A 13,047-nucleotide genomic window follows, 5' to 3' on the forward strand; every position below is an offset into this window, starting at 1 on the left:
GTGGTCCTGTGGTCAAGAGTGGATAGCTGGGATCATAACCCGGAAGCACACACCGTCAATGCCACCTTGGGCGCGGTTCCGGGCTTCCACATGGGCACCATGGTAGTCGGCAATCAGGCTGACAATGAGCAGCCCCTGCCCCAGGTGGCCCTGTTCCTGGCCATCCCGCATTGAAACAAACGGGCTGAAGATGTCGGTCGTTGTGTCCTCGGGCAGTGTTGAACCCTGGTTAAAGACCGAGAGGCACAGCCCTTCTGAGGTAGTTTCCAGGCCTACCTCAATCAGGCCATCCTGCGGCGTGAAATCCCGGGCGTTATCGACCAGCTTGTCGAGCATTTGCACTATCAGCTCCGGAGAGCCGGTAATCTTGCAGCCTCCCTGCGGTCCCGAGTAGCGGATCTGATGGCTGCTGTCGAGGGCCTGATACGCAGCGGTTGCTTCTGCGGCCACCTCCGCCAGATCAAAGGTTTCTTTATCCGCATGGTCCAGGCTCTGTTCCAGGCGTGCCGCTTCGCTCATGCCATGGAGAATCTGCCGGAGGCGTTCGGTGGCGGAAGTGGCCCTTTCAATGTATTGCCTGCGCTCTTCCTCCGAGTCGCTGTGATTGAGGTTTTCCAGCGAGGAACGGACCACGGCGACGGGTGTTTTAAGCTCGTGGGAGAGTCGCCGGGAGAAGCTTTCCAGGTAGCGGTTGTACCCGTGGAGGCGATCCACCATCAGGCTGAAATGCCGCTGCAACTGGCCCAGTTCGTCCTTGCTTCGGGCATCCGGCACTCTGCCGGTGATCCGGCCGTCTTCGTCAATACTGGCGCTGACAGCACGCTGCAGTCGGGTAATCCGCCAGGATAGCCAGCTGGCATAGCCGAGCAAAACCAGCGTGAGTGCGACAATGATAAGCGTGCTGCGGGCAATGACCGAACCCAGGGCAGAACCGGACAGTGTCAGAAGCTGGTCCAGTGACTGCTCAAGGATCAGCGTGCGGCCACCGAAAACCTCCCGGGTTGTCAGCAGCCAGACGCTGTCATCCTCATGACGTACCAGGCCTGCTTCCGGGAGTGAGTTGATCGCGACGCGGTTGGTACCAGTTTCAATGGCGATGGGTTCTGGCTGGTAAAGGCGAACCAGTCCCCGGAGTGCATTGAGACTGATCTGCTCGATCACCTGCAGCGGGCTGAGGCTGTCGAACTCGGGCGCGGTCGTGGCCGAGCCCGACTGCTGTCGTGCGATCACCCATCCGGCCGGTTCAACCAGTCGGGCCTTCTGGCCCGGATTAAGTTGTGGTTCCAGCTGTCGCTCCAGGGCCAGATTTCGACTGACCAGCACCGGCAGTGGGTCAACCGACGTGGAGACGCCGGTTACCTGATCACTGCCCCATAAGGCCGCAAAACCCAGGCGGCTACGGTCGGCAGGCATGGGCAGTTTCAGTTCCAGTTGCCAGCCATCGCCGGCACCCTGCAAAAATCCGGAGAGGCGATAGTCGGGCTGGCTGCTTTTCTCTTCAAGGCCGTAGAGCTGGCCGGGAGCCGGTGTGCGCAATAACCAGGATTGCCGACCGGATTCCGGAGCCAGGTTGCCGGGAGAGGGCTCCAGCCAGAGCCTCAGCCGGTCGTGGGCCTGTTCCGGGCTGCCGGGATTAAAGAACACGGGTTGCCGATGACTCACGCGAATCAGCAGATACAGGTTCCGTCTATCGGTAGCGGCCTGCCATTGCAGAGAGGTTTCCCCGGTCTTTCCGCTGGTGAGTCTTTGCCAGTTTCTGGTCTGGTTTGCTTCGTCATATCCTGGCCAATCGTCAGCGTAACCATCCAGGTTCAGGTTGCCGGCAAGAGGTTCCACGTAGATGGCGGGTTCACCTGGCCGGATCACCGGCGTGCCGATGATCTGATCGCCAGCGGTCGCGGCCAGTCTTTCTGCCTGGGCCTGGAGTTGCTGCCGGGCCTGGTGACGGAGGGCATCGTCCAGCTCCAGAACAAACTGAAGGCCTGCCCAGGGGATCAGCAGCATCAGAAGGCTGGCAACGAACAGCTGGCGCTTGAGATTCAAGGCTCAGACCTCACGGGCATTCCACCGGTAGCCCATGCCGTAGGCGGTCTGTATGCCGTCAAAGGTTGCGTCAATCTGCTGGAACTTGCGGCGGATACGTTTGATGTGTGAGGTGACGGTATTGTCATCCAGCACCGTGCTGGCGGCTTCCATCAATTGTTCCCGGCTGCGGACATGGCCGGGGTGTTGAACCAGCGAGTGCAGCATCCAGAATTCGGTGACGGTCAGGTCGATGGGCGTTTCTCCCCAGGCCACTGTCATGCGATCCACATTTAGGGAAAGTTTGCCTCGTTCGAGCACCTCGTCCGGTTTCTGGAGGGCTTCGGCCCAGGCGTCGGCGCGCCTGAGCAGGGCGGTAACCCGCGCCAACAAGTGGTCCAGGCTCATGTCCTTGGTGACGTAATCGTCGGCGCCAAGTCGCAGGCCGTGGACGGAATCGATGTCGCTGTCGCGGGCGGTCAGGAAGATAATCGGCAAGGTCTGGGACAGTGATCTCAGGTCCTGACACAGGGCAAAGCCGCCTTCCGGTTCATCGCCGAGGCCGACGTCGATAATGGCCAGGTCGGGCAACGACTGACGCAGCACCTGCCAGGCGGAAGCCCGGTCGCCATGGGCGCTCACACGATAGCCACGGCGCTCGAACGCGGCTCGGTAGTTGTCGCGGATGGCGGGTTCGTCTTCGATCAGTACAACGTGTTTCTTCATGGTGGCGGCTGCTTCCCCTTGCCGGTGTGTGCCTATTTAACCACGGCAGGTGTTGATGACAAGTTCGAAGGGCGTTGTTGCCACAATTCATCATTTTTCGAGGGCGGTTTGTCGCAATCTGCCATGGGAGTTCCTTTCCGGATTGCTGAAATGGCGTTGTCTCGCACAGTCATGCAGTCACAAGGATTCCCTCATGATTATTTCCAGTTCCCCTCTAAGGCTTTATTCACGTCCCTCCGTTACCCGCGGCCAGCGAATCCGGTTAAAGCGCTGTCTGGAGGGGATCAGTCTTTGGCTCGCCGTTATGTTGATGCTGTTTGTCCACCCACTCTATGCCGAGGCGAATGAGACCGACAAGGCTGGCCAGTTCCAATTCGTTGACGGCCAGGGTCAGTGGCAGGAGCCGGCCCTGGTGCTGGAGAGCGATTTCGACGTGCGCATCAGCGGTTTGATTGCCGACTCCCGGCTGCTGAGGAGTTTCCGAAACACCAGCGACCAGTGGCGGGAAGGCGTGTTCATGTTCCCGTTGCCCGAAAAGGCCAGCGTGTATGGACTGACCATGAAAGTGGGGGAGCGGACTATCGAGGGCAAGGTGCAGCCGAAGGAGACGGCGCGCCGGACCTATGAGAAAGCAAAACAGGCCGGGCAGCACGCGGCGAATGTCGAGCAGCAGCGGCCGAATCTGTTTACCGCACGGGTTGCCAATATTCCCCCGGGGGAGACGGTATCGGTGGAGCTGAAGTATCAGCAACCGGTGCAGTATCAGGCCGGCGTGTTCGAACTCACTGTGCCAACCACGCTGACGCCCCGTTACATGCCGGGAAAGCCGCTCAGTGCAGCGCCAGATCAGTGGCAGGGTGGTTGGGCAGTGCCGACGACCGACGTGCCGGACGCCGGTGCCATCAGTCCCTTTACGGTCAATCCGGGTGATGTGGCGGACGATAGCCATCGGGCGGTGATCAATCTGGTGATTGATTCCGGGCTGCCCCTTGAGAGCGTCTCCAGCCCATCGCACCGACTTGCGACCAGTCAGGACGGCCAGACGTTCAGAGTTCGTCCCGATGGCGGCGAGATCCTTATGGACCGGGACTTTGTGGTGCGCTGGCGCCCGGTTGCCGGACTGGAGCCCTCGGCAGCGGTGTTCCATCAGTCCTGGGAAGGGGAGGACTATCTCATGGCCATGCTGGTGCCTGGAGAAAGCGGCATCATGGTGTTGCCAAGGGATCTGGTGTTCGTGATCGACACCTCCGGTTCCATGGCGGGCGAATCGATCCGCCAGGCCCGAGGTGCCCTTCAGGCCGGTCTGGACACGCTGACACCGAGAGACCGTTTCAATGTCATCCAGTTTAACAGTCAGACCCATTCCCTGTTCATGCAGCCCGAAGCGGCCACCGGGAACAACCTTGCCCGGGCACGTCAGTATGTGGATCGCCTTCGTGCCGACGGTGGCACCGAAATGGCACCGGCCCTGTCCCGAGCCCTGGAAGGTGCAGGCGAGACTGAAGGCGGCGCCCGGGTGCGCCAAGTCATCTTCATTACCGATGGCGCGGTCGGTAATGAAGCTACGCTGTTCCGGCAGATCCGCCAGCAGCTTGGAAACCAGAGGCTGTTTACGGTGGGTATTGGCTCTGCGCCGAACCGGCATTTCATGCGTGAGGCCGCCCGCTGGGGGCGGGGCACCTACACGGCGATTCACTCGCCTTCCGATGTGGATGGACCTCTGCAGGCCCTGTTTTCGGCCATGGAGTCACCGGTTTTGACCGATATCCGGGTCAACTGGCCCGGCCAGGAAGCCGGTCAGGAGTCGTTTCCGGGACGCCCGGGCGATCTGTTCGAGGGCGAACCGCTGATTCATGTGGTCCGGGGCGTCCCGGCCATGGGGCAGCTAGAGGTGTCGGGGCGCCTGCCGGGTGGCAGGGACTGGACCAGAACGCTGGACCTGCAGCAGGCCGCTTCCGCAACGGGGCTGCATCGGCATTGGGCCAGGGAGAAAATCGACAGTTTGGAGGATGAGGCGAGGGTCGCTGGCCAGGAGCCTGATAAAGCCAGCCTGACAGAGCTGGCGGTTCAGCACGGCCTGATGTCTGCCTACACCAGTTTTGTGGCCGTGGATTCCACGCCCGCCCGTAGTACCGATACGCCAATGACATCGGAGAACCTGCCCACACTGCTGCCGGCAGGGAGCCAGGCGGGCATGCTGCGATACCCGCAGACGGCAACCACGGCACCCTTGCTGATCGCGCTCGGTTTGGTGGGGTTGATGTTCTCACTGGCGATTGTGCTACTGCAGAGGAGGGCTTTCTCATGACCCGGCTTCTGCTTCTGTTATTGACCAGCTCTGCTACCTTGTTGGTATTCGGATTATGGATTCCGCTCAAGGCGGTTATCGCCCAGGAATTACTGGAGATCGCCTGGGCGGAAAGCCAGGCCCGGCAGGCGGAATCGCGCCCCTGGCCGTGGGCGGACACCTGGCCGGTAGCTCGGCTGGCTATTCCGGAACTGAACGACTCGATGATTGTTCTGGCCGATACCCATGGCGAGAGCCTGGCCTTCGGGCCGGGCCGATTGACCGGAGGCGAAGGCACCGAGGGAGCCGTGATCATTGCCGGGCACCGGGATACGCATTTCCGGAGCCTGAAAGCGCTGGAAACCGGCAATGAGGTGCGTCTGCAGGCCCGGGATGGCCGCTGGCAGAGTTACCTGGTGGAGGGTGCCAGGGTGGTGGACAGCCGTTCAGAGCTGATCGATACCCAGCGTTTGCCAGAGGGGACGCTTCTGCTGGTGACCTGTTACCCGTTCGACAGTGTCGACGCCGGTGGGCCACTGCGATACGTCGTCAGAGCCTCGGCAAAGGGCAAACAAAGGGAACAAATTGACACTGTTGCCGGAATATAAAGTTGGCGTACACTTGTGCGCCAAAATTTGGCTGCAGAGTTTGGTTGCATGGGTATTATCAGAAAACTGCTGGCGTGGCTGAGCGTGCCGGTCATCTGCCTGTTCGCGCTGGTGTTCTACGCGGCAAGGCCGTTCAATCCGGATAACAATCGTATCCTGGCGCGTGCTGTGGCCCGTTTCGGGCGGGCAGTCCTGGGTATGGAGCGACCGTTGGAAGGCTGGGAAAACATGCCGCAGGACCGGCCGACCGTCGTCATTGCCAATCATCAGCACAATGACGATCTGTTTGTTGTGGGCGACCTGTTGCCGCCTCGCACCGTGACAGTCGGCAAGTCATCACTGGTGTGGGTGCCTTTCTTTGGCCAGGTGTTCTGGCTCGGCGGCAACGTTATCCTCGATCGCGGACGTTCCCATAAGGCCATTGCGGTTATGAAGGCCACGAGCCAAGCCATTGCCAGGGATCAGAAAAGCCTCTGGGTTTTCCCCGAGGGCACCCGCAGCAAGGGCCGCGGCCTGCAGAAATTCAAAAAAGGCGCGTTTCACGCAGCAGTGGCATCCGGGGCTCCCATCACTATGGTGTGCGTGCAGGAGTACGCCGATGAGGCCGTCGGCTGGACAGGCCGGCGTGAGTCAGTGGCCATTCGGGTTTTACCGCCCATCGAAACCGAGGGTCTCACGGCTGATGATATTCCGGAGCTGATCGAGCGTTGCCACAAAAAAATGTCGGAGACGATTGCCACATTGTAATCGCCTCGTCTGGAAGTGCTTGAAGCACTTCGGTAAACAGGGCAGTCTTGCGGGACTGATCGTTTCGTTCAACGACCCTCAGGGAGAGGCAAGAGATGAATCTGATTCTGTTTTTGATTATAGGCGGTGTGGCCGGTTGGCTGGCTGGTTTGATCATGAAGGGCCGTGGTTTTGGTATTCTGGCCAACATCGGTATTGGTATTGTCGGTTCGTTTCTCGGCGGTTTTGTGTTCCGCCTTCTGGGTCTGGCGGCCCAGGGTGCTGTTGGTGAGCTGGTCACCGCAACGGTAGGCGCTGTGTTGCTTCTCGCTATTGTTAGTGCAATCAAGAAGGCCTGAGCATGATCGTACCCGTAACCGGAGTGTTTGCCGCAGTTATCGGCATTCTTTTGCTGGTGTTGTCGGCGCAGGTCGTCAAATTTCGTCTGAAGTACAAAAAGGGCCTGGGCGTCACCGATGATCGGGATTTCGAGGCCGCGGTCCGGGCCCACGCCAACCTGGTGGAGTATGCGCCACTCGGTCTGCTCATGCTGGCTATCGCTGAGCTCAACGGCGTTTCCAGTACTCTGATTTACTGGACCGGTATGGCGCTGGTGGTTGGCCGCATTCTTCATGCCTTCGGCATGATCAACGGTCGCGGTGGCACCCATTGGGCCCGTATGATCGGCATTCTGCTGACCTGGCTGGCGATTCTGGTGACAGCCTTATTGCTGTTGTGGAACGTCTGGCAGGTTTATGGCTGAACAGGGTTGGTGAAACCTGGGGTACGGAGAAAAAGGGGGCCAGGCCCCCTTTTTTTGTGGAAACCGTTATCCCGGATTGCCGCTCAGAGTGCCTGGGCGACATCCATGTCCATGTATTCCAGTTCTACTCGGCGGTTGGCTGCCCTGTCTTCTGGCGTTGCCAGAGGGCGGGCTGAGCCCCAGTGCCTCATCAGAATCCGGGATTCCTCCACACCTTCCTGAATGAGGCTTCGAGCCACTGCGTTGGCCCGCAATCGTGACAGGAACTGGTTGTAATCCTCCGAACCGAAGTTGTCGGAATGACCATGAATCCGGACACTCACGGAAGGATGCTCCTTCATGTAGGCCGCGTGCTGTTGCAGGAAGGCAATGTCATCATTGTCCAGTGAGTGCTTGTTGAAGCCGTAGTGGAACTTCATGCGGTGCGGGCGCTTGGTCCCGGCTTCGTAAGTGGCAGCGGTGAAGCCTGAGGCCACCGCAGCATTGGCGATCAGGCCCGGGTTATCCAATACAAGTACGGTCATCTGAAAATCCTTGGTTCGGTATCCGGTTTTTCTTGTTATTCCTGTTCACTATTGGCCGGAGCAGGAATAACGGCAATTGGCGAAAGGTCGATACATGTCCCGGCACAGTCCGTCGTTGGAAATGATTTAATGTCATTTGTGTGACGCGCCAATGACAGTTTCACCGGTAGTCTGGGCTTTTCCGACTCTGTGGGGTGTGCCACATTTCCGGGATTGACCCATAGCGACCTTTGCGCTGGATTCCATTTGAGCGCGAAAAGAAGGCGTGGCTGTGGTAAAAAGCAGACTTTCAGGGACAGATTATGATGAATTGTGACCGCCCATGCTGATTATCCCCGCCGAGAACGCGATCAACTGGAAACGCCCGCCCTGGGCCACCCTTGGCCTGATCATGGCCTGCCTGCTGGTTTTTCTGTTCTATCAGGGAGACGACAGCCGCAAGCTTGAGCAGGCCGTTGAACAATACCTGGACGCCGATCTCCATCAGCTGGAGGCGCCGGCCTACGAGGATTACCTGCAGCGGCAAATCCAGTTTCAGGGGGAAGAAAGCCGGGTCTACGAGCTTCAGCAGTTCCAACAACTCCGGGAAGAGAACGAAAACTTTTGGCTCGCCATCAACCTGATGATGGATCGGGAGTTTTACCAATACCTCCGACAGAATCAGGACGTCATCTGGGCGCCAGCACAAAGGGCGCATTGGCAGGAACAGCGCAGTGCCATCGAGCAGCAGTACCTCCAGAAACTGAGTGCCAACCAGCTCGGACTGGTCCCTGCCGATCTGTCGCTGTATACCCTGATTACCTACCAGTTTTTACACGGCGGCTGGGGCCACATCATCGGCAACCTGATCTTCCTGTTCCTGCTGGGATTCACCGTTGAGAAAGCCCTGGGGCCGGGGCGGTACCTGATTGCCTACCTGGTGTGCGGCGCCCTCTCTGGGCTGATGTTTACCGCGGTTTCGGCGGGAAGCTATGTGCCCCTGGTGGGTGCCTCGGGCTCGATCTCCGGCCTGATGGGCATGTACGTAGCCATATATGGGCTACAGAAGATCCGTTTCTTCTACTTTCTCGGCGTCTACTTCAACTATTTCCGTGCTCCGGCTATTGCTCTGCTACCGGTGTGGGTGGGCAAGGAAATCTACGATTACTGGTATGCCGGTGCCACCGGTATTGCCTACATGGCCCACGCTGGCGGTCTGATCGCAGGTGCCGGTCTGGTCTGGCTGCTTGGCAAAAGCTGGCTGCAGGTGCGAGAGGAATTTTTCGAGCCGGAAGAGGAAGAGCAGGATGCCCGGTTTACCACCGGTTACGCCCAGGCCATGGCCAGCCTCGGCCGAATGGAGTTCGATCTGGCGAAGCGGCAGTTCGAAGCCCTGCGCGAGCATTACCCCGAACGCCATATTCTGCTGGAACATCTCTACCAACTGGCCAAACTCCGGCCAGATCTGCCCGAGTACCGCGACCGGGCCAAAGAATTGATGAACGATGCCCTGAGCCGCCGGCAGCCAGAGCAGATGATTGCCATCTGGCAGGAATACCTGGGCAAAGGGGAGAGCTATCAGCCACTAGCGGCAGAAGACCATAACCGAGTCCTGTTCACCAGCCTGAAGCAACATGACCTCAAGGCTGCAGAGAAAGCCTTCGAGCGGCTCAGAAGCACGGGCGATGACATGCTGACAGCCGAGGCCTGTCGGTTGCTGGTGGAAGAGTTTGAAAAGCGCCAGATGGCGCCCAAGGCTCGTCATTATCGCCAATTATTGCAGGCCAACTGACACAGTTCGGGGCAGGGTATGGGGCGGCTTCCCAAAACTGTGCGGAGCCAGGGATGGCGGAGCCAAGCGTACACGGATGTATTTACAGCGTGTTTTGGGAAGCCGCCCCATACCCTGCCTTACTCTTGAACCGAAAAAGACGCCTTGGGTCCCTTCAACGGCTCTTGATTCTGAGCCTGCTCCAGATAAACCGTAATCTGCTCATGCAGCGGATGATTCACGCATTTTTTCTGGATAAACGTCAGGAAGGCCGTCGCTTTTTCCCACTGGGACAAGCCGTTGGCCAGGGTCTGGGCGACCAGCAGATAGGCTGGGGCCAGCTGTTCGCTGTCCGGGAAGCGTTTGTGGAAATCCTGAAGCACTCGCAAGGCCGGTTTGAACTGGCCCCGGTGATAAAGGGCCCGGGCGCAGCGCACAGACAGGTCCGGATCCTCCAGTTTGAAGCCGGGTTCTGCTTTCTGGATCGTATTCAGCACATCGGCGATGCCTTCGCCGTCGTTGCGATCGGCCAGCCAGCCCATGATGCGTGGATGGTAGCGGTAGAGTTCGTCGGTGTCCTGGCGGGCCGTCAGTAGCTGGTACAGCTGGCCGATTCTCAGGGCGTTATCACGGTCTCGCTTCAAAGCTTCCTTCAACATACTCTGCACCCGATCGTAGTTGCCGTCTTTCAGGTTCATGTCGATATCGGCATCGAAGCGGGCGCTACGGTCGCGCTGATGGGTGTCCTGCCCGGCGGTTTCATCCTGGATATCCGAGGCAAAACCCAGCTCTTCCTGGTACTGGAACAGCAGGTAGCCAAGCATGTGGAACAGGATCAGGGTGAAGGTACTGTTCAGGAAACCGGCCAGGGGCTGGGCGACCCAGAACGGAAAGTGATTGACGGCGAAGTCCTGGGCGGCGCCCGAGGCGAGGGTCAGCAAAATCAGGTAACCGTAGAGCAGGAAATAGGGGGTGCCGATTCGTGAGATCAGCACCGCCAGGTTCATCGGATTCACCGCCGCGCCCACCGATCGCTCCATGGCCAGAACCATGATGCTTGCCGGTAGCGCGAGAATCACGAACGCCAGCGCCAGTAGCATCAGGATCGGCCCCCCGAGCATGGCGGCAGCGCCAACCAGCCCACCCATCAGCACGAATACCAGGAACTGCAGGATGACAATATCAAAGCCGCTGCCGGTAAAGGCAACGGATACGGCCGGCGGTTTCAGGTGACCTTCAGCGGTGTGGTTGATCACCGCATAGGTGTATTTGAAGAGGGCAAGCGCCAGCACCAGCCAGATCAGAATGCCGATCAGGTTGGCGGGGGCTACCACCGGCACCAGAGTACAGATGGCGATAACGATCAGCGGATCGGTATGGAACGGGTAGCGGAAGAACGCGCCGAGTCGCTGCCAGAACGGGACCACTTCGGTGGCGGCGCCCAGGTATCGCATGGCCTTGCTGCAGTGCGGACACAGGGCTCGACGCTGTCGGGTATCGGCATCCGGCATGCAGCGGCTGCAGTAGTGAATCTGGCACTCCCCACAGTGCCATTTGGCAGGGTCGCCGGGGTGATAGTGGCAATCGTGTTTCACAGGTGCTTGTGTCCTGGTCCATCAGAAAATCGTTGGCTCATGATGACAGATGTCGGTTTTGATCGCAGCAAACCAGTTAACAGGTAGACTATTGTCAGTTCCCGGGCGTATCCAACCGGGCACATCTGATTATCCGGAGGTTGCTTGGAACACCCTCAAAACAGCGTAACCGGTATCGACACTCGCGAAATCCGGCAGCAGTACACCTGGCGGGATATCTTTGGCCTTGCGCTCAAGCACAAGCCGAGACTGGTGCGTGCCAATCTGCTGGCTATCATGGCTACCATCATGAGTGTGCCAGTTCCGCTGCTGCTGCCGGTTCTGGTGGACGAAGTGCTGCTGGACGAGCCGGGCCCGGTGTTACCGGTAATGGATTCCTTCCTGCCGGGGAGCTGGGAAACGCCGGTGGTCTACATCGGCCTGATGGTGGTGGCGGCTTTTCTGCTTCGTGTGGCGGCACTGTCGTTCAACGTCTTGCAGTCCCGGGAGTTTTCCAAAGTCTCCAAGGATGTGGTGTTCCGTATCCGTTCCCGGCTGCTGGGGCGTTTGCAACGGGTTGCTATGTCCGAGTATGAGACCCGCGGCTCTGGCGGAATCAGCAGTCACTTTATTACCGATCTGGATACCGTAGACCAGTTTCTGGGTACCACCATCAGCCGTTTTCTGGTGGCGAGCCTGACAGTGCTGGGTACCGCTGGGGTCCTGCTCTGGGTGCACTGGGAGCTGGGCCTGCTCATTCTGCTGTTCAATCCGCTGGTCATCTTCGCCACGATTCTGATCGGCAAGCGGGTCAAGGAGTTGAAGCGCCGGGAGAACAGCGCTTACGAAGACTTCCAGGGCGACCTGACCGAAACCCTGGATGCGATTCACCAGCTGCGGGCAGCCAATCGGGAAAAGCATTACCTGCGCCAGCTGATTGACCGCGCCCGCAACGTGCGGGACCACGCGATTCAGTTTGAATGGCGCAGCGACGCAGCCAGCCGGGCCAGCTTTGCCCTGTTCCAGTTCGGCGTCGACGCGTTCCGGGCGGCCGCGATGGTGACCGTGCTGTTCAGCGACCTGAGCATCGGCATGATGTTCGCCATTTTCGGCTACCTCTGGTTCATGCTGACGCCGGTTCAAGAAATGCTCAACATGCAATACGCCTGGTTCGCTGCCAATGCGGCGCTTGGACGTATTAACCGATTACTGGATCTGAAAGAAGAGCCCCGCTATCCGGCGCTCGAGAATCCGTTCCGCGACCTGCATACCGTGGGGCTCACCCTACGGAATATCCACTTTGCCTACGGCGAGGAGGAGGTCCTTCGAGGCATCAACCTGGAGTTGGCGCCGGGCGAAAAAGTGGCGCTGGTGGGCGCCAGCGGCGGCGGTAAATCCACCCTGATTCAGGTCATCCTGGGCATGTATACGCCCCAGCAGGGTGAGGTGCTGATTGATGGCGTGCCGGTTCAGCGTATCGGCCTGCCCTGCCTTCGGGAGCATGTGGCGACGGTGCTCCAGCACCCGGCGCTGTTCAACGATACCGTTCGCCAGAATCTGACTCTTGGGCGGGACAAACCCGACGCGGCACTCTGGGACGCCCTGCGAATTGCCCAGCTGGATACCACGGTTGCAGCCATGCATGACCAGCTCGATACGGTGATCGGCCGTCAGGGCGTGCGACTGTCTGGCGGACAGCGTCAACGGCTGGCCATTGCCCGGATGATCCTGTCAGAGCCTTCGGTGGTGATCCTGGATGAGGCCACCTCGGCGCTGGATGCGGAAACCGAGTTCCAACTCCATCGGGACCTTGAAGCCTTCCTCAAACAGCGCACCACCCTGATCATTGCCCATCGCCTCAGCGCCGTTAAACAGGCAGATCGTGCCTGTGTTTTCGAAGACGGTCGGATAATCGAAGAGGGGCATCACGATGAACTGATTGCCAGAGAAGGTCTCTACGCCCAGCTTTATGGCGAGCGCCAGATGTAATCCGGTCCATAAAGTTTACTTCTCATTACAACAAAAACTGATCTGTCGCTTTTTGCGTCCGTAAAAGATTGCAAATGC

The 13,047-nt window shown here is 59.2% G+C and carries 11 protein-coding genes; 7 read left to right on the forward strand and 4 right to left on the reverse strand.

The features are described from left to right. Positions 1-12: 12 nt before the first annotated feature. Positions 13-2,043 carry an ATP-binding protein gene (locus ACWJ62_RS09450; RefSeq protein WP_449285947.1) on the reverse strand — a complete coding sequence of 677 codons (2,031 nt, stop codon included), beginning with the start codon at positions 2,041-2,043 and terminating at the stop codon, positions 13-15. Positions 2,044-2,046: 3 nt separating this feature from the next. After that, a complete protein-coding gene (gene pdsR / locus ACWJ62_RS09455; protein WP_449285948.1) occupies positions 2,047-2,748 on the reverse strand; it encodes a proteobacterial dedicated sortase system response regulator in 702 nt (233 codons plus the stop codon). Positions 2,749-2,941: 193 nt separating this feature from the next. Here pdsR and ACWJ62_RS09460 point away from each other — a divergent pair, with 193 nt between their 5' ends. From ACWJ62_RS09460 to ACWJ62_RS09480, 5 genes are all read left to right on the forward strand, one after another. After that, complete coding sequence (locus ACWJ62_RS09460) at positions 2,942-5,056, forward strand: marine proteobacterial sortase target protein (RefSeq protein WP_449285949.1); 2,115 nt, start codon at positions 2,942-2,944, stop codon at positions 5,054-5,056. Beyond that, a complete protein-coding gene (locus ACWJ62_RS09465) occupies positions 5,053-5,643 on the forward strand; it encodes a class GN sortase (protein WP_449285950.1) in 591 nt (196 codons plus the stop codon). The genes ACWJ62_RS09460 and ACWJ62_RS09465 overlap by 4 nt, the downstream gene beginning before the upstream one ends. Before the next feature lie 48 nt (positions 5,644-5,691). Beyond that, on the forward strand, positions 5,692-6,390 hold the full coding sequence (locus tag ACWJ62_RS09470) for a lysophospholipid acyltransferase family protein (protein ID WP_449285951.1): 699 nt from the start codon (positions 5,692-5,694) through the stop codon (positions 6,388-6,390). A 95-nt stretch (positions 6,391-6,485) separates the two neighbouring features. Further along, positions 6,486-6,728 carry a GlsB/YeaQ/YmgE family stress response membrane protein gene (locus ACWJ62_RS09475; protein ID WP_008175780.1) on the forward strand — a complete coding sequence of 81 codons (243 nt, stop codon included), beginning with the start codon at positions 6,486-6,488 and terminating at the stop codon, positions 6,726-6,728. A 2-nt stretch (positions 6,729-6,730) separates the two neighbouring features. After that, the gene (locus ACWJ62_RS09480; protein WP_041645712.1) at positions 6,731-7,132 is read left to right on the forward strand and encodes an MAPEG family protein; all 402 of its coding nucleotides are present in this window, start codon (positions 6,731-6,733) and stop codon (positions 7,130-7,132) included. 83 nt (positions 7,133-7,215) lie between these two features. Here the strand turns inward: ACWJ62_RS09480 and ACWJ62_RS09485 are convergent, their stop codons facing one another. Continuing rightward, positions 7,216-7,656, reverse strand: a complete 441-nt coding sequence (locus ACWJ62_RS09485) for an OmpA family protein (RefSeq protein ID WP_449285952.1) — start codon at positions 7,654-7,656, stop codon at positions 7,216-7,218. A 322-nt stretch (positions 7,657-7,978) separates the two neighbouring features. Here ACWJ62_RS09485 and ACWJ62_RS09490 point away from each other — a divergent pair, with 322 nt between their 5' ends. After that, positions 7,979-9,427 (forward strand): rhomboid family intramembrane serine protease, encoded by a 1,449-nt coding sequence (locus ACWJ62_RS09490; protein WP_449285953.1) that lies wholly within the window; start codon positions 7,979-7,981, stop codon positions 9,425-9,427. A 119-nt stretch (positions 9,428-9,546) separates the two neighbouring features. Here ACWJ62_RS09490 and ACWJ62_RS09495 read toward each other — a convergent pair whose 3' ends face one another. Next, positions 9,547-11,001 carry a hypothetical protein gene (locus ACWJ62_RS09495; RefSeq protein ID WP_449285954.1) on the reverse strand — a complete coding sequence of 485 codons (1,455 nt, stop codon included), beginning with the start codon at positions 10,999-11,001 and terminating at the stop codon, positions 9,547-9,549. Positions 11,002-11,145: 144 nt separating this feature from the next. On the opposite strand from ACWJ62_RS09495, the gene ACWJ62_RS09500 reads away from it, so the two are divergent. Beyond that, complete coding sequence (locus ACWJ62_RS09500; protein ID WP_449285955.1) at positions 11,146-12,969, forward strand: ABC transporter ATP-binding protein; 1,824 nt, start codon at positions 11,146-11,148, stop codon at positions 12,967-12,969. Positions 12,970-13,047 lie beyond the last annotated feature (78 nt).

This window comes from Marinobacter sp. PE14, from assembly GCF_053566155.1.

Coding starts and splice junctions, on each gene's coding strand:
- pdsR (WP_449285948.1), bottom strand. CDS start 2,748: ATGAAGAAACACGTTGTACTGATCGAAGACGAACCCGCCATCCGCGAC.
- ACWJ62_RS09460 (WP_449285949.1), top strand. CDS start 2,942: ATGATTATTTCCAGTTCCCCTCTAAGGCTTTATTCACGTCCCTCCGTT.
- ACWJ62_RS09465 (WP_449285950.1), top strand. CDS start 5,053: ATGACCCGGCTTCTGCTTCTGTTATTGACCAGCTCTGCTACCTTGTTG.
- ACWJ62_RS09470 (WP_449285951.1), top strand. CDS start 5,692: ATGGGTATTATCAGAAAACTGCTGGCGTGGCTGAGCGTGCCGGTCATC.
- ACWJ62_RS09475 (WP_008175780.1), top strand. CDS start 6,486: ATGAATCTGATTCTGTTTTTGATTATAGGCGGTGTGGCCGGTTGGCTG.
- ACWJ62_RS09480 (WP_041645712.1), top strand. CDS start 6,731: ATGATCGTACCCGTAACCGGAGTGTTTGCCGCAGTTATCGGCATTCTT.
- ACWJ62_RS09485 (WP_449285952.1), bottom strand. CDS start 7,656: ATGACCGTACTTGTATTGGATAACCCGGGCCTGATCGCCAATGCTGCG.
- ACWJ62_RS09490 (WP_449285953.1), top strand. CDS start 7,979: ATGCTGATTATCCCCGCCGAGAACGCGATCAACTGGAAACGCCCGCCC.